The 19,341-nt window shown below is 43.7% G+C and carries 17 protein-coding genes; 12 read left to right on the top strand and 5 right to left on the bottom strand.

Annotated features, from left to right (window positions below; all coding sequences use genetic code 11):
• The first annotated feature begins 224 nt into the window (after positions 1 to 224).
• From A3IK_RS0100500 to argS, 9 genes are all read left to right on the top strand, one after another.
• The gene (locus A3IK_RS0100500; RefSeq protein ID WP_020557993.1) at positions 225 to 791 is read left to right on the top strand and encodes a hypothetical protein; all 567 of its coding nucleotides are present in this window, start codon (positions 225 to 227) and stop codon (positions 789 to 791) included.
• 330 nt (positions 792 to 1,121) lie between these two features.
• The gene (locus A3IK_RS0100495) at positions 1,122 to 1,892 is read left to right on the top strand and encodes a hypothetical protein (protein WP_020557992.1); all 771 of its coding nucleotides are present in this window, start codon (positions 1,122 to 1,124) and stop codon (positions 1,890 to 1,892) included.
• Positions 1,893 to 2,603: 711 nt separating this feature from the next.
• Entirely contained in the window at positions 2,604 to 3,173 is a 570-nt protein-coding gene (locus A3IK_RS0100490) for a hypothetical protein (RefSeq protein ID WP_020557991.1), read from the top strand.
• Positions 3,174 to 3,283: 110 nt separating this feature from the next.
• A complete protein-coding gene (locus A3IK_RS0100485; RefSeq protein WP_162596597.1) occupies positions 3,284 to 4,546 on the top strand; it encodes a caspase family protein in 1,263 nt (420 codons plus the stop codon).
• A gap of 24 nt (positions 4,547 to 4,570) precedes the next feature.
• Positions 4,571 to 5,164, top strand: a complete 594-nt coding sequence (locus A3IK_RS0100480) for an RNA polymerase sigma factor (RefSeq protein WP_020557989.1) — start codon at positions 4,571 to 4,573, stop codon at positions 5,162 to 5,164.
• On the top strand, positions 5,158 to 5,880 hold the full coding sequence (locus A3IK_RS0100475; protein WP_020557988.1) for a hypothetical protein: 723 nt from the start codon (positions 5,158 to 5,160) through the stop codon (positions 5,878 to 5,880). Before A3IK_RS0100480 ends, A3IK_RS0100475 begins: the two co-directional genes overlap by 7 nt.
• Before the next feature lie 27 nt (positions 5,881 to 5,907).
• Entirely contained in the window at positions 5,908 to 6,315 is a 408-nt protein-coding gene (locus A3IK_RS0100470; protein WP_020557987.1) for an acyl-CoA thioesterase, read from the top strand.
• Between the two features lie 76 nt (positions 6,316 to 6,391).
• A complete protein-coding gene (locus A3IK_RS0100465) occupies positions 6,392 to 6,901 on the top strand; it encodes an META domain-containing protein (RefSeq protein ID WP_026220753.1) in 510 nt (169 codons plus the stop codon).
• A 69-nt stretch (positions 6,902 to 6,970) separates the two neighbouring features.
• Positions 6,971 to 8,698, top strand: coding sequence for an arginine--tRNA ligase (argS, locus tag A3IK_RS0100460; RefSeq protein WP_020557985.1), 1,728 nt, complete (start codon positions 6,971 to 6,973; stop codon positions 8,696 to 8,698).
• 2 nt (positions 8,699 to 8,700) lie between these two features.
• Here the strand turns inward: argS and A3IK_RS0100455 are convergent, their stop codons facing one another.
• Complete coding sequence (locus A3IK_RS0100455) at positions 8,701 to 9,966, bottom strand: PilT/PilU family type 4a pilus ATPase (protein WP_020557984.1); 1,266 nt, start codon at positions 9,964 to 9,966, stop codon at positions 8,701 to 8,703.
• 56 nt (positions 9,967 to 10,022) lie between these two features.
• Here A3IK_RS0100455 and A3IK_RS0100450 point away from each other — a divergent pair, with 56 nt between their 5' ends.
• Positions 10,023 to 10,712 carry a pseudouridine synthase gene (locus A3IK_RS0100450; protein WP_020557983.1) on the top strand — a complete coding sequence of 230 codons (690 nt, stop codon included), beginning with the start codon at positions 10,023 to 10,025 and terminating at the stop codon, positions 10,710 to 10,712.
• A 29-nt stretch (positions 10,713 to 10,741) separates the two neighbouring features.
• Here A3IK_RS0100450 and A3IK_RS0100445 read toward each other — a convergent pair whose 3' ends face one another.
• Together A3IK_RS0100445 and ilvA are read right to left on the bottom strand one after the other, a co-directional pair.
• Complete coding sequence (locus tag A3IK_RS0100445; RefSeq protein WP_020557982.1) at positions 10,742 to 11,305, bottom strand: hypothetical protein; 564 nt, start codon at positions 11,303 to 11,305, stop codon at positions 10,742 to 10,744.
• A 289-nt stretch (positions 11,306 to 11,594) separates the two neighbouring features.
• The gene (gene ilvA, locus A3IK_RS0100440) at positions 11,595 to 13,109 is read right to left on the bottom strand and encodes a threonine ammonia-lyase, biosynthetic (protein ID WP_020557981.1); all 1,515 of its coding nucleotides are present in this window, start codon (positions 13,107 to 13,109) and stop codon (positions 11,595 to 11,597) included.
• A gap of 104 nt (positions 13,110 to 13,213) precedes the next feature.
• Here ilvA and rpiA point away from each other — a divergent pair, with 104 nt between their 5' ends.
• Positions 13,214 to 13,873 (top strand): ribose-5-phosphate isomerase RpiA, encoded by a 660-nt coding sequence (gene rpiA, locus A3IK_RS0100435; RefSeq protein WP_020557980.1) that lies wholly within the window; start codon positions 13,214 to 13,216, stop codon positions 13,871 to 13,873.
• 328 nt (positions 13,874 to 14,201) lie between these two features.
• The gene (locus tag A3IK_RS0100430) at positions 14,202 to 17,153 is read left to right on the top strand and encodes a cadherin repeat domain-containing protein (RefSeq protein ID WP_162596596.1); all 2,952 of its coding nucleotides are present in this window, start codon (positions 14,202 to 14,204) and stop codon (positions 17,151 to 17,153) included.
• On the opposite strand, the gene lptG is transcribed toward A3IK_RS0100430, so the two are convergent.
• Positions 17,127 to 18,194, bottom strand: a complete 1,068-nt coding sequence (gene lptG, locus A3IK_RS0100425) for an LPS export ABC transporter permease LptG (protein ID WP_020557978.1) — start codon at positions 18,192 to 18,194, stop codon at positions 17,127 to 17,129. The two genes, A3IK_RS0100430 and lptG, sit on opposite strands and share 27 nt — an antisense overlap.
• Entirely contained in the window at positions 18,194 to 19,258 is a 1,065-nt protein-coding gene (gene lptF, locus A3IK_RS0100420) for an LPS export ABC transporter permease LptF (protein WP_020557977.1), read from the bottom strand. Before lptF ends, lptG begins: the two co-directional genes overlap by 1 nt.
• Positions 19,259 to 19,341 lie beyond the last annotated feature (83 nt).

Raw genomic sequence — 19,341 nt, 5'->3', positions numbered from 1 at the left:
ATTATTCCGTTTATCCTAATGAATGCTGGGTTCGTCATCTCGTACCTCGTGTTAGGCATTTTATCTGCCTAGTATATCCATTGATCCAATTAATACATTCGTAACTACAAACAAACGTAGGGCTTGGAGTGATTTGGAGTAATCACTTGTTAATGCCGATAAATAAGAATAGGGCAATACACAAGGATTGGTGAGAATACACACAATGTCATCAGGAGTATGATATGACTTTTAGTTTAATAAACAGTCTGGCAGGCAAGGGTAATACATCAGGTACTAGTTTTTTAAATAGTGCAGACTATTTACCTACCGTTGCTTATAGCGGGACAAACAGTCCTTTTTCAAGTGGTATGAGTCATCTAGGTACTTTAAGCTCTCCTGTGGGCAATATTGCTACGGGCTTATTAAATAGCATTGGTCTAGGTTCATCTGTGGCTTATCCTGTGATGACTGGGGGTGAGTATTATACCACTGAACCAGCAATAGCTTATGAGGTGAGTGCCGAGGATAGTCCACTTTATTATGTTGCTGATGAGAGTTATGAGGTGGTAGACGACCATAATGATGATTCAGAATCTGATTCAATATTCGATTCTATAGTCGATGGCGTAGTACAAGGTGGCTTACAGAGTCTTGCAGGATCGTTGCTTGATAAAGTCGGTTTGGACTTACTATTTAGCGATGAGGATGGGGTTTACTCGGATGGCATAGATGGTGTCTATGTGGAAGAAGATGACGGCCTTTCAGGGTTATTCGGTGGTATTCTAGGTAGTTTCTTAAACAAAATTTAAACCATAATGGGCTAAATTTTATTATTTTTTCTCTAAGGGGTTTAGTATTACTAAACCCCTTTTTTCTTTGTGAGTCGCTGGGGATCTTAATTGTGACTGTCCGGAGGGTTACTCCGTTTATCCTAATAAATATAGGGTTTTATCAGCTATAACCTCGTGTTTATCCTTTTATCTACCTAGTATCTATCTATCCAGTTAATATATTTGTAACCAAGGTATTAATTGGATTAATAACCTGTTAGTGCTTAAACACTTGATAACTAAATAATCAACTAAAAATGCGAGAGCATATAGGGAGTAGTAAGGATATAACATCATCAGGAGTATGATATGACTTTTAATTTAATGAATAATCTAATCGGTAGTGGTAGTACATTAGGTACTGGTTTTTTTAATGGTTTAGACTGTTTACCTACAGGGTCTTATAGTTCTTATAGTGGGTATAGCCCTTTTTCAGGTGGTATGAGCGGTCTAGGCTCTTTAGGCTTTTCTATAGGCAATATTGCTTCGGGCTTATTAGGTAATATTGGTTCTACCCTGTCTTATCCCATGACAAGTAATAGTAACTATTATTATACGGCTCAACCTGCCGGTTATGAGGTTAGCTATCAGCCTAACACTTACGAGGTTAGTTATCAGCCAACCGCTTATGAAGCTAGTTATCCCACGATGAGTGCTAGTGACTATTATACAGCTCAACCTGCCGGTTATGAGGTTAGCTATCAGCCGACTACTTACGAAATTAGCTATCAGCCTGCCACTTACGAGCTTAGCTATCAGCCTACCGCTTATGAAGCTAGCTATCCTGTGATGAGTGCTAGTGATAATTATACCGCTCAACCTACCACTTATGAGGTTAGCTATCAGCCTACCACTTACGAGCTTAGCTATCAGCCGACCGCTTATGAAGCTAGTGAAGCTGGCTATCCTGTGATGAGTGCTAGTGATAATTATACCGCTCAACCTAGCACTTATGAGGTTAGCTATCAGCCTGCCACTTACGAGCTTAGCTATCAGCCTACCGCTTATGAAGCTAGTTATCCCGCGATGAGTGGTAGTAATTATTATTATATGGCTAATGATAGCGTGAGTTATTCTTGAACACACTTTAGTGAATAATGATTCTCTGCAAGTGACAGTGAACTTTCTTTTAGCCACCGAAGAGAACCCACTCTATTTATGACGAAGGTATAGGGTCTGACTGACTCATTAGAGATTTATGATGATGATGGCAGTTTCGATATCTCGAATAGGATTAGGTGGTATCTTAGGTAGTTTCATAAATATTATTTAATCTATAAGTAGATTGAGTATCATATAATATGTTTTTTTAAGGGATTTATAAAATACTTTAAATCCCTTAATCCTTCTTTTTTATTCCTCACTTTATCATTCTTATTTTTACTAAAATTTCAAGGCATTTGGATATTTAAATTACCCCTTAGTGCACTAGCGAGTGAGGCATTGCTGAGATTCTCGATGGAATGGGTGTGTGTTTGCAAATTAATGTTAGAGAGTAATCCTAGTGGCCTTATTTTGCCTCCTTTTTTCATTATAAGTTGTAGGGGATCTTAATTGTGACCATCCGAAAGATTATTCCGTTTATCCTAATGACTGTTAGGTTCGTCGGCTAATGCCTCGTATCTTGCATTTTATCTAACTAGTATATCTATCTATCTAGTTAATATATTTTTAATTATATGGGTATTAATTGGATCAATTACCCGTTAGTGCTTAAACACTCCATAACTAAAAAATGTGAGCGCACATAGGGAATAGTAAGGATAACCATAACATCATCAGGAGTATGATATGACTTTTAATTTAATGAGTGGTATAGGCGGTAGCGGTAGTACATTCGGTACTGGTTTCTTTAATGGTTTAGACTGTTTACCTACAGGGTCTTATAGTTCTTATAGTGGGTATAGCCCCTTTTCAGGTGGTATGAGCGGTCTAGGTTCTTTAGGCTCTTCTATCAGCAATATTGCTTCAGGTTTATTAGGTAGCATTGGTTCTTCCGCGTCTTATCCTGGGATGAGTGGTGGTAGCTATTATACTACTCAACCTGCCAGTTATCAGGTTAGCTATCCTGCGATGAGTGGTGGTGGCTATTATTATACAGCCCAACCTGCCAATTATGGGATTAGCTATCCTATGATGGGTGGTTACTCTAGCTCTTCAGGTCTGGGGGGATGGGGATCATTAATAGGTGGGATAGGCTCACTAATAGGCGGGATAGGCTCACTGTTTGCACCTATTGGTGGAGGTAGTTCTCATTCTTTCGGTCGACAAAGCAATGGCAATATTTCTGGTAACTTACCCAATATTAATCCCAACGTAGGTGTTAATCCTAATGTGGGCGCTAATGCCAACATAGGTTAAATAGCATAGTATTCCTGAGGGGTTTAAATAATACCTTAAATCCCTTAGCTTTTCCCCTCATTCATTCCTCGCATTACACCCCCGATTCTTGCTAAAATTTCAAGGCGATTGTGACTTGGACAGCGACTTCGTATGTTCTAGAAGAGGTGATGAGTGTGAAGCGTAAAAAATTCTGGTGGGTGTTGCTATGGGTATTGCTATTACCCCTTAATGCGCTAGCGGGTGAGCGCATCGCTTTAGTGATAGGGAATCAAAGCTATCAATTCCATACTGTCTTACCAGAGGCAGCTAAAGATATGAAGTTAATGTTCGATACCTTGACGTCTAATGGTGTTGATGTAATTAATAGCGGACATTTACTTGATCTTGATATTAACTATCTTAATCAGTGGTTTGACGAGTTAGAGCGGCGAGCTAAAACAGCTACAGAAATTTATATTTATTATGCTGGACATGCATTACAGCATAATAATGCTGCCTATTTACTAGCGACTGATAGTCCACAGTATGATGGAAGTACTCCGACTAGTAGCTTATTAATCAATACTCGATTAGAAAAAATAGCTGAAGCTAATCCAACAGCAAAAATAATTGTGTGGCTAGATGCTTGTAGAGATAACCCGCTTAATTATTATAACTATGTTTCACCGTCTTATTTTGGAATTAACTTAAAAAGTAGAAAAGGGTTGTTTATTTATTCTGCTGCCAAAGGCAGTAAAGTAAGTGATAACAACCCGTTTACTGAAAAAATGACGCAATTGCTAAAAGAGTTTCCTCATGAAAATATTGCAACTTTAGCCAGTGAAGCCGCTACACTCACAGAGTTAAAAACAAAGGGCAAACAAATACCTGAGGTAGATAACTCATTAGGTCGTGCGGTGTGTTTGGCAGGATGTAAAACTATTGCCGCTAAAGAGTTTATGGTTTTACCTACTGGATGTATTAAAGATAATATATGTATTAGCACACCATTGATTTTAAGCAGTACGGCTATTAATCAAGCTGATATTAGAGAGATGCTAATGAGCAAACCACGCACGATGGACTCAGACAAACATGGAGGGTGTTGGGTGTATCAAGATAAGCAATTTATGCTTAATGCGACATTGCGTTGGAATTTATCAGATAATTATATGGCATCCTGTTTAAGTAAAAATGATAGTGAGGCTTATGCTAATTGGTATACCCTAATGCAAGCCGATCATTCTTATGAATTACCAACCCCGGAAGAATTTGCCTATATTGCGGCTTTTTATCGGCAAGAAGAAGAGAAAGAACGTTTGCAGCAGTGTAGTAAACTAGGCGATGATATTCCCTGTTATAGTCATCCACAATTAGGGGTTCATTTAGTCCGCAGAAATTACAGTCGCTAGCATTTGTTTTTGGGAGTGTCCGTTATGATTAAGCCGTCCAATGCGGACTGCCGTGCTTTGTTACAGGGGTTTTTAGCTCGCGATCATTACAGTGCGGTACAAATAGCCAAACTGGTCAAAACCCTTGTTAAACAGTTTCATTATGACAGTGTACGGCTTACTGATTCCGAGGTTGAGGATGTCAGCCAAGAGGTGCTGATTAAGCTTTATCAGGCAGGCCATACCCAGCACGGTCATTGCCCCGCATGGATACGGACTATTGTCTATAACGCCAGTATTGATTGCCTGCGCCAACGCAAAAAAAAGGGTGTTGAGCCTTATAAAGCTACTACTCCATCCGTCGAAACAGGTAATGAGGATGCAGTGGCAGAGCTAAGCGATGAAGAGGCATTAAGCCCCGAAATCTTGCTGAGTATTGAGCATTGTTTAGAAGTGGTATTTGAGCACATTCGGCGCGGTAAGGCAGGTGAGAGCGATATGCGTTTATTACAAGGGGTAGCCCAAGAATTGGATTATGCAGAATTAGCCGCACAGGTAGGGCGTACTAAGGCTGCTGTTACCAATCGGTTGTCTGAGTTGCGTAAATTGATGCAGCAATTGCGGGAGGAATTATGTTAGAACCTCAACCTGCCGCTAGTGAGCGTTTATCCTTTCAAGCATGGTTACAAGCTGAGGGGGGTGAGCCAAAACTCTCTCAGGATGAGCAAACCGCCTTACAACAGTATTTATTATGGCAAGCGGCTTGTGAGGAGGCGAATACCCTAACCGATCAGGCTGTTGAGCCTATACTAGAGCAATTTTATCAACGCTTAGCGATTACCCCGCCAGAGCAAACTACTACAGTACCCGTCACGCAAGCACCTAAGCCTACTTGGTGGGAGCGTTTTGGCTTTTCGGGTTCGGTGCTGCAACCCATGTGGTTAGCCAGTGCAGCTATGCTACTGATAGCGGTATTAGGAGCGCGTTTACTGTGGCAGCATCAGCCCCTGTCAACAGAGCCAGTAACGATAGAAGTCACCCGTGATGCTAGTGTTGGTTTACCTAATCCTAAACCCATTAATGATAAGAATAATGATCAGATTCCGCTCAAAACACTATTAGTGGAGGATATAAAAACAACAAAGGTAGGGCTAATACGTGATTTGAGGGCGGTTCATTTTACTGTTACGGAGGTTTCAGATTTAGATAAGCAAGGCACTATACTAATAATACATACACCAGATGCGCCTTTAACCCAGAGTACCCGCCAAATTCTACAGCATTATCAAGTGACTGAGAAATTGAGTACCCCTAATACCACAATTCGATTGTATCTTAAGCCCGCAACCCCCTAAACTCTAATTTTGTACTAGGCGGCGTAAATGATGAGCGAGTTCACTTCTCTACCACCTAATGAATCCTTACTACTTCGTACTGTTGCGATGCCTGCCGATACCAATCCTAATGGGGATATTTTTGGCGGCTGGATTTTATCGCAAATGGATTTAGCTGGTGGCATTCTAGCAAAAGATATTTCTCAGGGACGGGTAGCCACCATTGCAGTCGATGCAATGAAGTTTATTAAACCAGTTAAAGTTGGCGATGTGGTGTGCTGTTATGGTGAGATTAAACGTATTGGCACCACCTCCATCACTCTACATGTAGAAACGTGGGTGATTCCCATTTGGCGCTCGCCGGAATCACGACAGCCCTTTAAAGTGACTGAGGCCGATTTTACTTATGTAGCAATTGATTTAGCCGGTAACAAGCGTCCGCTCGGTCATTTGTAGCCGTTCTTATAATGGTGCTTGAAGTTGGTGGGTAGGCCAGCTAAATTAAATTTTTTTGCTACAAAGGTCGTTCAAAGTGAATAGTCCGCTCACCTTCTCCTCGCTAAAGTACGTTGGCATATTAAATCTAGCCGCGTTCTATTTGGTAGCTTGCGGCTCTGTCTCTAGTACCCCCACCTCCACCACTTTGCCGAGCCTAGCCGGTGAGACAGCCTTACTGACTTTAACGAAAGCCCCTTGGAAGCTGGTGACAATACAAGAGGGCAGTGCGCTCCCCTCCGCCCGTCTTAAAGCAGGTATTCCGGCTAATCATATTCGCCTCATGTTGGGTAAAAATCAGCTAGCTTTAACAGGTGGTTGTAATCGTTTAGGGGGTGAAGTGTTACTAGGGACGGATGGTAGCTTTAAAGTGCCGGATTTAAGTACTAGTACGGAAATGGCCTGTGAAGCTGAACGTATGCAAGCGGATATGGAAATGTCGCAATACCTCACTAAGATGGCTTTTTATGAGGTAACGCAAAAGCGCCTCAAGCTTCAAGGCGATAATAAAACCCTATCCTTTGTCACCGCTAGTTTAAGCAAATAAGCAATACTTGGATTTAAGGTCAGATCGTGCTTACAATCTTGCCTTTTAGTTGGCAAGACTCCTCCTATTATGAATATCCGTCAGTTACTGGATGAAAAACTTACTCAAGGTCTACACCAATTAGGTGTACCCGCTACCATTAGCGCCTTAGTTAAACCCTCTACACGCGTGGAGTTTGGCGACTTTCAAGCCAATGGGGTCATGGCCGCCGCAAAACAATTAAAAACCAATCCGCGCGAGCTAGCCAGCCGCTTGCTAGAGGCCGTCGATTTAAGCCCCTATGCCGATAAAGTAGAGGTAGCAGGCCCTGGTTTTATTAATATTCATCTTAAAGATGATTACTTAGTGAGCCAAGCGCAGACGCTATTAACTAATACAGTGCCTAGCACGACTGTAGCTAAGCAAAAAATTGTTATTGATTACTCTAGTCCTAATCTAGCCAAAGAAATGCATGTGGGGCATTTGCGCTCCACGATTATTGGCGATGCGATTGCGCGTGTTTTAGAGTACTTAGGGCATGAGGTCATCCGCCAAAACCATGTGGGGGATTGGGGTACGCAATTCGGTATGCTGATCGCGCATATGAAGGAGTTGCAAAGCTCTGGTGCCGAGTTATCGATGGAGCTGGCAGATTTAGAGAACTTCTATCGTGCCGCTAAAGTACGTTTTGATAGCGAACCGGCATTTAATGAGCTAGCGCGTAATTATGTAGTCCGTCTGCAATCGGGCGATGCGGAATGTTTGGCTCTATGGCAGCAATTTATCGAGATTTCGTTGAGTCATAGTGAGGAGTTGTATGAGCGCCTAGGGGTAGGGTTAAAGCGTGAGCATGTCATGGCGGAGAGTGCTTATAATCCCCAATTGCCGAAAGTGGTGGAGTATTTAACAGAGCGGGGTTTATTAGGTGAGAGCGATGGAGCGAAAACGGTATTTTTAGAAGGCTTTAAAAATAAAGAAGGCGAACCATTGCCGATTATTGTGCAAAAGGCGGATGGTGGGTATTTATATGCTACGACGGATCTAGCCTCCATTTGGTATCGCTCAGAGGTCTTACATGCTGATCGGGTGTTATATTTAGTCGATGCGCGTCAATCGCTGCATTTCCAACAGATGTTTGCTTTAGCGCGGCAAGCAGGCTTTGCTCGCCCTGAGATGTCATTGGAGCATATGCCGTTTGGAACGATGTTAGGAAGTGATGGTAAGCCGTTTAAAACCCGCTCTGGTGATACGATTAAATTAGCGGATCTACTGGATGAAGCCGAAGAACGTGCTTTGGTGATCGTAAAAGAAAAAAGCATGGATTTAAGTGCTGAGGAGCAGCAACAAGTCGCTAAAACGGTGGGAATCGGTGCGGTAAAATACTCCGATTTAGCCAAGAATCGTCTCTCTGATTATGTATTTGATTGGGATACTATGCTGAGTCTGCAGGGGAATACCGCCCCCTATTTGCAGTATTCCTATGCCCGCAGTCGCAGTATTTTGCGTAAGGCGGATCATATTGATGCAAATGCTACTTTACTCATTACCGAACCCGCTGAGCGTGCCTTAGCGGTGCGGATTTTGCAGTTTAATGATGTATTAGAAAATGTCGGACGCGAAGGTTTACCCAATTATTTATGCCAATATTTATATGAATTGGCGGGTAATATTATGAGTTTTTATGAAGCTTGCCCGATTTTAAAAGAAGGGGTAAACCCCGCTGTGCGCCAAAGCCGTTTACTTTGGGCGCAATTGGGGTCGGATACCATCCGTACTGGGCTGAGCCTACTAGGTATTCAAGTCTTAGAGCGGATGTAGCTCTAGGGCTGTTTCGGTTTGGTGAGGGCGAGTATTTCTAGTTCGTCCTCATCATCATCCATCGGCTCTAAGGTAATATTTTCAAAGAGCGGATGGTTGAGCGGATTCAGTATGCCATTTTCAATCATGGGCTTATGCTTTTTCGCTTCGGGTTCGGCGGCGGGTTCTACTACCTCAGGGATAATGGTTTCTTGTTTAGCATTGGTACCACTATTAGCAAGATTGATTTTAACTTTTAAGTTATTAGGTGAGTCCGCATTACGAATCGCTTCTTCGAGTGAAATAGTGCCCGCGCTATATAGTTTAAATAAGTGCGAGTCAAAGGTTTGCATGCCTAACTCTTCGGATTTTTCCATTTGCTCTTTGATCGAGTGAATATCACCTTTGAGAATTAGGTCTTTCACAATAGGGGTGCCTAATAAAATTTCTACCGCAGCGACCCGTTTACCATTCGCTGAGGGCACTAAGCGCTGTGAAACAAAGGCTTTAATATTCAGTGATAAATCCATCAAAAGCTGCTGACGGCGCTCTTCAGGGAAAAAGTTAATAATACGATCAAGTGCTTGGTTGGAGTTATTAGCATGTAGTGTGGAGACACATAGATGTCCAGTCTCAGCAAAAGCCAAGGCATGTTCCATAGTTTCTCGACTTCGGATCTCGCCAATGAGAATCACATCCGGCGCTTGGCGGAGGGTATTTTTCAGAGCATCTTCATAACTATCCGTATCGACCCCCACTTCGCGCTGATTAACGATGCAGCGCTTATGGCTATGCACAAACTCAATCGGATCTTCAATAGTAATAATATGCCCACTAGTCGTTTGATTACGATGGTCGATCAGTGCTGCAAGTGAGGTGGATTTACCGGAGCCTGTACCCCCGACAAATAAGATTAAGCCGCGTTTGTCGCAAATAATATCTTTTAAAATCGGGGGCAGCCCCAAGGTGGCTATAGAGGGAATGTCGGTGCGAATATAACGAATCACCATGGCAATATGGTGGCGTTGCTTAAAAATATTAACCCGAAAGCGCCCTATGCCTTCCTCATGCAAGGCTAGATTCATCTCAGGTTTGTGCTCAAATTGACTACGTTGCTCTTCATTCATAACCTCATAGGCAATATTTTTGAGATCCTCAGGAGTCAGCGTGTTTTTAGCAATAAGTTTTAAGGCACCTTGGAATTTAGCAGCCGGAGGCGCACCTACCGTTAGATATAAATCTGAACCATCATGAGTCGCTAAAATACGGAGATAGTCTGAAATGAGCATTGTTCTAGTCCTAACTTTTTATTATGGTGGTGCATTCTATTTAGGTTGAGGTGGCTATGCGTTTGGATCAATTTGTCAGTCAGGCTATGGGGATATCACGCTCACACGCTCAAAGTCTGATTCGACAAGGTGCTTTGACCTTACATGAGCAGCTATTGAAAAATCCCAGCCAACATATTAAACCGCATGATCCAATTAAATTAGAGCAAACTCTGCTTACTTTACCGCAACCACTTTATTTAATGCTGAACAAACCTGCGGGGGTAGTGAGTGCAACTACCGATCCCCATCAGCGGACTGTATTGGATTTAATTCAACATCCGCATAAACATACCTTGCATGTCGTGGGGCGTTTGGATAAAGACACCACAGGCTTATTGCTGTTGAGCAGTGATGGGGATTGGTCACATCGTATTGCCTCACCTCGTAAACAGATTGGTAAAACTTATTTAGTTACCCTAGCAGCGGCCTGTAATGATGAGGCGCTTGAACAATTAAGGCAGGGCATTCAATTACACGGTGAAAAACATCCTACTAGTCCTGCACAGGTGATTTTAGTATCTGAGCAGCAGCTACGTTTGACGATTTATGAGGGGATGTATCATCAGGTGAAACGTATGCTTGCAGCGGTGGGTAATCAAGTGATTACTTTGCATCGTGAGCAGATAGGGGGGCTAGGCTTAGATAATGAATTAGCAGTGGGAGAGTGGCGAGTATTGAGCGATGAGGAGCGTGACGAATTTTAGACACGCCCCTATAGGGAAAGCCCTTAGGCTTAATCGGCTCTAGCTACTAAAGTTTCGAGTGGGTTAGCGGTGTTTTGTGCAATAGCCGCTTCAGTTTCTGCTGTAGTGTTTTGCTGTACGATAGTTGGATTAACGAGGTTAGTGGTTGCAGCAGTACTGGCTTCCGCTTCACCATCAACAAGCGGTGCATCCGCATCGGCAACTGGACGAGCTGCTGCAACACGAGGTGCAGTCACTTCATTAGCATCAGCTAATAATGCAACAGGCGTAGGCAGCGCAGCATCTGTTGTATTACTAGGGGTTGCTGAAGCGGTAGACACGGGTAACGCTTCTGACGGGGTATTAGAAGCAGACATGCTTCTTAGTGGTGCTGTAGGTGTTGCGATAGTCGCAGTAGTACCTGCTTGAGTATCGTTACCAATTTGGCTTACTTGATCACGGGCTACATTAGCTTGTACTTGAGGCATGAGTTGTAATAACAAATTAGCCAGTTGTTGAATAAATTCACTCGATACGGGAGCAGAGCGAGTGGTATCGGTAGTGGCCGTAGTGACTGGGGTGACTACACTGGTCGTTGAAGCAATTTGAGACATAAGGTTACTCCTTAGTTTTACTGAGTAAAGGATTGATTAGATTGCAGCTAGAAACGCTAGATAAGTAGGCTACCGGCTCATGATGTTGTAAGTAGTACTGTATTAGATTAGTAGTCGGGTACTCTGACGTTAACAACAAGCTATTCAATCTAAGTGTGCCTAGTAGACTAAACTAGTTGGAGACAATATGTAGGGGGGGAAAGGACAGACGCTCTAAACAGTCGATAATTGGTAGGCTCTCGACACATGATACAAGCTCATGTGCCAAGGCTTTTAGTTCAGAATGATATTAGCTTAAAAAAGCATGATAGGCGGGATTGTTGGTTTCATCCCAATAGTCATAGCCTAAATTAGCTAAAAAGGCTTGAAACTCCACTTGATCTTGTTTAGGCACCTGAATCCCTACTAAGACGCGCCCAAAATCAGAGCCATGATTGCGATAATGAAATAGGCTAATATTCCAACCCGCACTCATACTCGTCAGAAAATGCAGTAAAGCCCCCGGACGTTCTGGAAACATAAAGCGATATAAATGTTCGTCTGCTAGGCCTTGAGCATGTCCCCCGACCATGTAGCGTAAATGAACTTTGGCCACTTCATTGTCGGTGAGGTCAATCACTTGACCAAATTGATCCTGTAGCTTAGTGATGAGTTCTTGGCGCTCCGTTTTACCACCAGAAATCTTAATACCGGCAAAGACTTGAGCCTGACGTGCATCGGCATAACGGTAGTTAAACTCAGTCACCGCGCGATTAGCAATCGCCTCGCAAAATTGCCTAAAACTCCCCGGACGCTCTGGAATCGTGACAGCTAGAAGTATTTCTCGTCCTTCACCCAGCTCGGCACGTTCGGCAACATGGCGCAAACGATCAAAGCTAATATTGGCACCACTACAGATAGCGATTAACTGCTGATCTTTACAGTGATGAGTGGCAACATATTTTTTGAGTCCCGCCACTCCTAAAGCCCCCGCAGGCTCTAACACAGCACGTGTAGCTTCAAAGATATCTTTAATCGCCGCACAGGTTTCGTCCGTGTTGACCAATATGACCTCATCAACCACATCACGGGCGAGTTCAAAGGTTTGTTCCCCAATTAACTTAACTGCAGCGCCATCTGCAAAGGTGCCTACTTGATCGAGTTGAGTACGTTGACCGGCTTGGAGTGAAGTATATAAGGTAGGAGCTTCTTCATGTTCTACCGCGATAATCTTAGTGTTAGGGTAGAGGTATTTAATATAATTGCCCACACCCGCCACTAATCCCCCTCCGCCTACTGCCATGAATACGGCATCGATGGGTTCAGGATGCTGATGGAGGATTTCTATAGCCACCGTGCCTTGCCCAGCAATCACATCTAAGTCATCAAAAGGATGAACAAAGGTCATACCTTCAGAGCGCTCTAGTTCACGCGCATATGCATAGGCTTCATCAAAATTATTACCATGTAAAATAGCATGTCCGCCTAAGGCTTTCACATTATTGACCTTAATATCAGGCGTAATTTTAGGCATAACAATCGTGGTTTTAATGCCTAGTTTGTTTCCTGAGAACGCCACACCCTGAGCGTGATTACCCGCCGAGGCAGTTACCACCCCGCGTGCGCGTTCTTCGGGAGTGAGTTGGTGAATTTTGTTAAATGCACCGCGTAATTTAAAGGAAAACACCGGCTGCTTATCTTCACGTTTGAGATAGACCTGATTATTTAAGCGTTGGCTTAGATTAGGGGCATAATCTAGCGAGGTTTTTTTGGCGACATCATAGACACGTGCTTTTAGGATGCGCTCTAACAGTGATTTATTCATGGCACAAATAGCTAATTTATAGTAGCCCGGTAGTATAGGGCAAACTAGGTCGAACTGATATGATCGTGAGCTTTGTTTACTGTAGCGAGATGACGGAGGATAGGATGACTCAAGACGACATGAAAAAAGCAGCGGCGGAGGCAGCGCTAGATTATATTGATTTTGAAATGATTGTGGGCGTGGGCACTGGATCGACTGCGAATCATTTTATTGATGCTTTGGCGCGGGTAAAGGGCAAAATTGATGGAGCAGTGGCGAGTTCTGTAGCAACAGCCGAACGCTTGAAAAAGCATAATATCCCGGTATTAGATTTAAACGATGTAGGGCAGTTGGCTATTTATGTCGATGGAGCGGATGAGGCGACTAAGCACCTGCATTTAATCAAAGGCGGCGGTGGGGCTTTAACCCGCGAAAAGATCGTGGTGGGGGCGAGTGAGAAGTTTATTTGTATTGCCGATTACACTAAATTAGTTCCAGTGTTAGGTAAATTTCCGCTCCCTGTCGAAGTGATACCGATGGCACGTTCTTTTGTCGGGCGGCAGCTAGTTAAGTTGGGTGGGCAACCCGCATTACGTACAGGCTTTACGACTGATAATGGTAATCTGATTCTGGATGTCAGTGGCTTAGAGATTTTGAATCCGCTTGAGCTAGAAACCTTAATTAATCAAATCCCCGGTGTAGTCACAGTGGGGCTGTTTGCTCATCGTCCTGCGGATGTATTGATTTTAGGGAGTGAGACGGGTACACAGGTTTATACTGCTTAAGCGAATAGGGTTGATTAGATACAAAAAGTATCTAGTCACCTTTTGGGCTTATGAAAAGTGAGGTTAATACCTTAACTTTTTCGCAAAGCAATTAACACCGCTAGGGGATTTTACGCCGTCCAAGCTAGTCTCATAGCGCTTGTAATTATGAGTCAATACCGATGATAGAGGCTAGTAATTAATCACCTTGTGATCAATTAAACTAATAGCTATAATAGAAAAATCGTCTAAAGCCTAGATTAATAACAAAATTATAAGAGTAGGGCTGCTTATGCTGTGTGTGTTGCGTTGCGGTTTAGGGTATTGCGTCTTTATTATTTTTTTCATCATGGGATATGCCCCATTAGCGCTGGCTAATTCAGATGTACTGATCAAACAAGGTCAGCTTATCTCGGTGAATAGTTCAACTTCTGATATGCAGTGGATTATAAATTACCAAAATCAATCAACACAAATCCTTAGCAATGTTGTGTTGATTGATAGTATGGAGGGCGGGCATACCTTAGTTCCCAATAGTTTAAAGATTCCTGCTGAATGGTCTATTGCCTATTCCACGGATAAAGGGCAAAGCTATGGTTATGATGGCTCTATTGCAGGCATTAATACCATTAAGTTAACTAATCCCTATGTATTACCCAATGGTGAGGGTGAGGCGCGTCTGTTGTCTTTGCCCTTAGTGGGTGGTGTCAAAATGGATGGCGGTGGGGATGGTTTTGCGCCGGTATTAATGCCAAATGGCAAGATTATGGGGGTTCATCATCATTTGGCGAATGCTGTTTTATGGTGTTATGACCTCAATACTCGTGCCGCTTGCCCTAGCTATCCGAGAAACTTAGGGGCGGCTAATGGTATCTCTCCTATGATAGTGCGTAAGGGCTTACGGCTATATATTGGTGATGATTCCGGGGGAAGCTCTTATGGACAGGTGGGAAAGATCTATTGCTGGGATACTGAAACCAATAATAATTGTGGTAACAGCCCTGTAGTCGAAGGTGGGGGCTATGTAGGGCCGGTTGAGGTAAATAATAAGCTCTATGTCTGGACTCGTAATGGTATGATGGATTGCTATGATCCACAGCTAGGTTTAAAACGTTGTGCAGGTTTTAATCCGGTCGTTATGGGTATGAATGCCCTCGACTCTAAGACCTGGTGGGAATTCGGTAATGATTTATTAGTAATTAACTCACGTATCTATGCCGCTAATACCGAGGGAAAGCTAGCCTGTTTTGACGCGGATACAGCTAGTAAATGCTCCGATTGGGTACAAAACCCGCTCAATACCACCGCCAGCTATACCAGTATTTTTAAACGTTTAAATGCTAGTGGACAGATAACAGGGGTGTGTGCCGCAGGCTATAAGCAAAATGCACTTTGTTATAATCTCAATGGTAGTCAGCCAACCACTGTTCCAGTCGCGGCGGTGCATGCTGTGCAGGCAGGGGTTAATGCCCAAAATGAGGTTTACTACGGTTCGCGCGTGCTCTTTCCGCAAATGTATCCTGAAAACAGTCTGGGTTGTTGGGATTGGGCAACGTCTGCACCTTGTACCGGGGCCGCTTTTAGTAATGGAGTTATCGGACAAGGGGTGTCAGGTTTGCCCTATGGTTTAGCGGCTGAGGGTAGTTGCGCGTATTCCTTTGGGGATGAGGGCACTTTATTGTCTTGGGATATCGAAACCGGCGTTAGTCCTTGTAGACGGATATCGGGCGTTATGCAGGTTAGTCTCAGTCCCGCTAGTTGTGCAGACACAGGCTCTGCGGCACGTTGGGATAAAATTAAAATCTTAGATGCTAATCTAGCCGCTGGTGCGGAGTTTAATTCCTTAAAAATCAAAGTACTCAATGCCAGAACAGGCGCTGTATTGATTGGGGATACGGAAGCCGTCAATACTAGTGGTGAAATGGATATTTCATTTATTTCCGCCGCGATTGATCGTCTGGAGTTAGTGACTCAAGGAGAGGCGGTTGATACTGTTCCTTGGCGTGATGGGGTGCCGCCTAAAATTGCCTTATTGTATACCAGTGATCAAAAGCCACAGTTTTGCTATCACAGCACCTTAACCTGTCAGACTAGTTCAAAGATGGTGACGAATCAGCTTGTCTCTAATTACGGAGCGAGTGTGAGCACGCAACTTGATGCCTGCAATCGTGCTCCAGTTATGAATGCTGTCCCAGATCTGGAATTTATGTCGGGTTATAAGGGTGTTCTGACGGACTTATATGCGAGCGATGATCGGGATGCTGAGAATAATGGTTTGACCTATACCTTAACGGGTGCGGATGCAGCCCTTTTTACGGTTGATGCGAATGGGGTTATTACCTTTAAATCCGCCCCTGATTATTATCAGCCTTTAGATGCGGATAAGAATAATCTGTATCAAATGACCGCCGTAGTAACCGACCGTCAGGGCGCTACCGCGACACAACCCGTCAGTATTCGCGTGAATATTCCCACTGCTACCATGCAGATTAGAGTACTGCTGCAAGGGGCTTATGATGCAAATACTAATTTGATGCGTGATGATTTACGGCGCTTAGGCTTAATACCACTTAAGCAACCCTATGGTTCGATTCTCAATAGTATGTATGAAGGGACAGAAGCCCTAGACCCTAGTTTATTACAACGTACTGATGCGAGTGCGCCAGTTGACTGGGTATTATTAGAGTTTAGAAAAGCTGATGAGCAAGCAACGTTAGTCTCGCATCGTGCGGCTTTAGTATTACGTAATGGAGATGTGATTGATCCTATCACCGCGAGCACGACCTTAAGAATCGCGCCACTGCCAGAGGGGTATTACTATGTGGTGGTACGGCATCGTAATCATGCTGCGATTGTGACCAAACCAGCGGTATGGTTATCTGGCACGGTCAGCTCTTTAGACTTCACCGACACGGCATTGAATCTGAGTGGAGAGGCGCATACACAGATTATTCAAAATAATCGCAGTATGTTGTCCGCTGGTGATGGTAATCAAGATGGTCGTATTATTGTCAGTGGGCCGGGTAATGATATGAATACTATTCTAGAGCAAGTGCTACGGATGGGGGAGAATAAGACGTCTAGCCTGAATTATAAAATCTCGCAGTATAATATTGCCGATTATGATATGAATGGTATTACCTTATTCTCTGGGCCCGATAATGACACCAATACCCTCATGAGTGCGATTGTGACGCATCAGAATAATCCCGGTAAGAATATGAATTATATCATTACATCGGGATTACGGATGTTATTAGATCAGCGTCCTTTATCACCTTACCCGACGCAAAAGCAATAAGCCTAGGAGTAAAAATGCCAATAAAGGGGCTACCGCTGCAAAGAGGGGAGGTAGCCCATAGACTAAGCTACTATTCCCCGCAATACGATTGAGTAGGTAAAAACCCAGTCCCATTAAAATGCCGATAAATACTCGCTGTCCGGTACCAGCGCTACGTTGCGAGCCAAAGACTAAAGGGGCAGCGAGTAAGATCATGACTAAAGTGGCAAAGGGATTGGTGAAATGAGTCCAGTACGCTAGCTCATAAGGCGCACTATTAAGATCATTCGCTTGTTGATGGGCAATGAAGTCAGCTAACTCGGTGGCAGCTAATTGTTGGGGGCGTAGGGTAGCAATGGTGAGGGTATCGGGGCTAATAAAATTACTAACTTGACGCTCAGGCGTTTGGCTATATTCCACTGCATCGGTTTTAAACAGTTGGGTATGAATGTCCTGAAATTGCCAGACACCTTGTTGGTAACTGGCTTTGGCAATAGTTTCAATTTGGCTGAGTTGCCCTTTGGCTAAATCAATAGAGTAGATGGTGACACCTTCTAATAAGTCTGTTGACCACACTTGTTGAATTCTCACCATCTGTGCGCCTTGTTTAACCCAAATACCTTTGGCATTCACCGCGACTTTTTGTTGTAACTGCTCGGATTTAAAAGTTTGAGCGGCGATATTGGCTTTAGGGGTAATCCACTCGCCTAAAATAATAGTAATCACCACCAGCACTAAACCAAGGCGCAATGTAATACCCACTATTTGCCCAATGGATAAACCCGCCGCTCGCATTGCGGTGAGTTCATGAGTGGTACTGAGGCTACCTAGCCCTAATAACGTACCAATTAAAGTGGCGGTAGGGAAAAATTCGTATAAGGTTTTAGGGATACCATAGGCAATATAAATGAGTGCCTGTATCGTGCCATAGTTGGTATTCGGATCGATATCGCCTAGTTCGCCTAGGAAGGCAAAAAATGCGACTAATAAGGTTAATAAAAACCACGTTCCAACAATACTGAGGGCAACGCTCTTCCAAATATAACGCTCTAAGAGATTCATTAGCGCGGACTCCCATAAAAGCGTTTCAGGAGCCAGAAGCCTAAAATCAGGATTAGGCCATGAACCCACCACATCCCTATAGCAGCTGGAATAGCCTCACGCTCTAATAATCCGCGAATGGTAACCAATACATTGGCATACACCAGATAAATTAAAATCATCCATACTACCTTGCCATAGCGCCCTTGCCGGGGGCGGGTATAGCTCATGGGAAAGGCTAAAAAAGCCATCAGGGGGGCGGATAAGATAATGGAAATACGCCATTGTATTTCAGCCTGAGCCGCAGGCCCTCCAATGGCGAGTAGTTCCAGTGTCGGGGTCGCCTGAATGCTGCTACTAGAGGCAAAACTGCGTAGGGGAATACGAATGCCATGTTCGCTAAAATGGATGACCGATGAGCCTTTATTAGGATCATTTTCATAACGATAACCATCGCGGATTTCTAAAAAGCGCTCTTTATTAATGGTATCGACAAATAGAATGGCAGAGCGTGCCCAGATAATCGTTTCGGTATCCCGATCTTGTAGGCGCACAAAAAAGCGTTCCATTACGGTATTATCTTGGGTTAGGGATTCCGCCAGAATGGTGTAATTGCGTTCACTGCTGCCAGAGGTGACAAACTCACCGGCTGGAATGCCCGCAGCTTCAGGGCGCTGTTGGATTTCACGGCGCAATTCTTCATTTTGGCTTTCAATCAGCGGTGAGGCGATTAATACTAAAACGGCTAATACTAAGGTAAGCGGTAACACTAGGCCGTAAATAGCCTTATAGAAATGACGCGGAGCCATGCCCGCTGCCCGTAACGCCATTAGCTCTGAGTCACCCGTCAAACGTCCAAACGCTAGCATCATGCCAATAATAAGTGCCACTGGCATGAGACGAATCACATTTTTTAGCGACCCATACCATAATAAGCCACTGAGTAAATCCAGCGGTAACTCGCCTGCGGTTGCAGCAGAGAGTAGCTGCACAAAGGTATTGCCCACAATAATTAAAGTAAGAATCAGGAGTGTGGCGGCAAAGTTTTGCGCGACTTCTTGGATAAGGTAGCGATTAATAATCATATCAAGCGTAATGGTAATAATTGTAGCTGATTGTAGCAGGTGTTACGAAATGAAGTCTTGTCACCGCAATGGCTAAAAATAGT

It is taken from the genome of Thiofilum flexile DSM 14609, assembly GCF_000380185.1.
GTDB lineage: Bacteria > Pseudomonadota > Gammaproteobacteria > Thiotrichales > Thiotrichaceae > Thiofilum > Thiofilum flexile.
The sequence above is the reverse complement of the archived record's forward strand: the minus strand, read 5'-3'. Positions and strand labels throughout refer to the sequence as shown.

What these genes read in the sequence shown, in the direction of transcription:
- A3IK_RS0100495 (WP_020557992.1), top strand. Translation starts at nt 1,122, where the DNA reads ATGACTTTTAATTTAATGAATAATCTAATCGGTAGTGGTAGTACATTA.
- rpiA (WP_020557980.1), top strand. Translation starts at nt 13,214, where the DNA reads ATGACTCAAGACGACATGAAAAAAGCAGCGGCGGAGGCAGCGCTAGAT.
- A3IK_RS0100455 (WP_020557984.1), bottom strand. Translation starts at nt 9,966, where the DNA reads ATGCTCATTTCAGACTATCTCCGTATTTTAGCGACTCATGATGGTTCA.
- A3IK_RS0100475 (WP_020557988.1), top strand. Translation starts at nt 5,158, where the DNA reads ATGTTAGAACCTCAACCTGCCGCTAGTGAGCGTTTATCCTTTCAAGCA.
- A3IK_RS0100490 (WP_020557991.1), top strand. Translation starts at nt 2,604, where the DNA reads ATGACTTTTAATTTAATGAGTGGTATAGGCGGTAGCGGTAGTACATTC.
- A3IK_RS0100480 (WP_020557989.1), top strand. Translation starts at nt 4,571, where the DNA reads ATGATTAAGCCGTCCAATGCGGACTGCCGTGCTTTGTTACAGGGGTTT.
- A3IK_RS0100500 (WP_020557993.1), top strand. Translation starts at nt 225, where the DNA reads ATGACTTTTAGTTTAATAAACAGTCTGGCAGGCAAGGGTAATACATCA.
- A3IK_RS0100470 (WP_020557987.1), top strand. Translation starts at nt 5,908, where the DNA reads ATGATGAGCGAGTTCACTTCTCTACCACCTAATGAATCCTTACTACTT.
- lptF (WP_020557977.1), bottom strand. Translation starts at nt 19,258, where the DNA reads ATGATTATTAATCGCTACCTTATCCAAGAAGTCGCGCAAAACTTTGCC.
- argS (WP_020557985.1), top strand. Translation starts at nt 6,971, where the DNA reads ATGAATATCCGTCAGTTACTGGATGAAAAACTTACTCAAGGTCTACAC.
- ilvA (WP_020557981.1), bottom strand. Translation starts at nt 13,109, where the DNA reads ATGAATAAATCACTGTTAGAGCGCATCCTAAAAGCACGTGTCTATGAT.
- A3IK_RS0100450 (WP_020557983.1), top strand. Translation starts at nt 10,023, where the DNA reads ATGCGTTTGGATCAATTTGTCAGTCAGGCTATGGGGATATCACGCTCA.
- lptG (WP_020557978.1), bottom strand. Translation starts at nt 18,194, where the DNA reads ATGAATCTCTTAGAGCGTTATATTTGGAAGAGCGTTGCCCTCAGTATT.
- A3IK_RS0100445 (WP_020557982.1), bottom strand. Translation starts at nt 11,305, where the DNA reads ATGTCTCAAATTGCTTCAACGACCAGTGTAGTCACCCCAGTCACTACG.
- A3IK_RS0100430 (WP_162596596.1), top strand. Translation starts at nt 14,202, where the DNA reads ATGGGATATGCCCCATTAGCGCTGGCTAATTCAGATGTACTGATCAAA.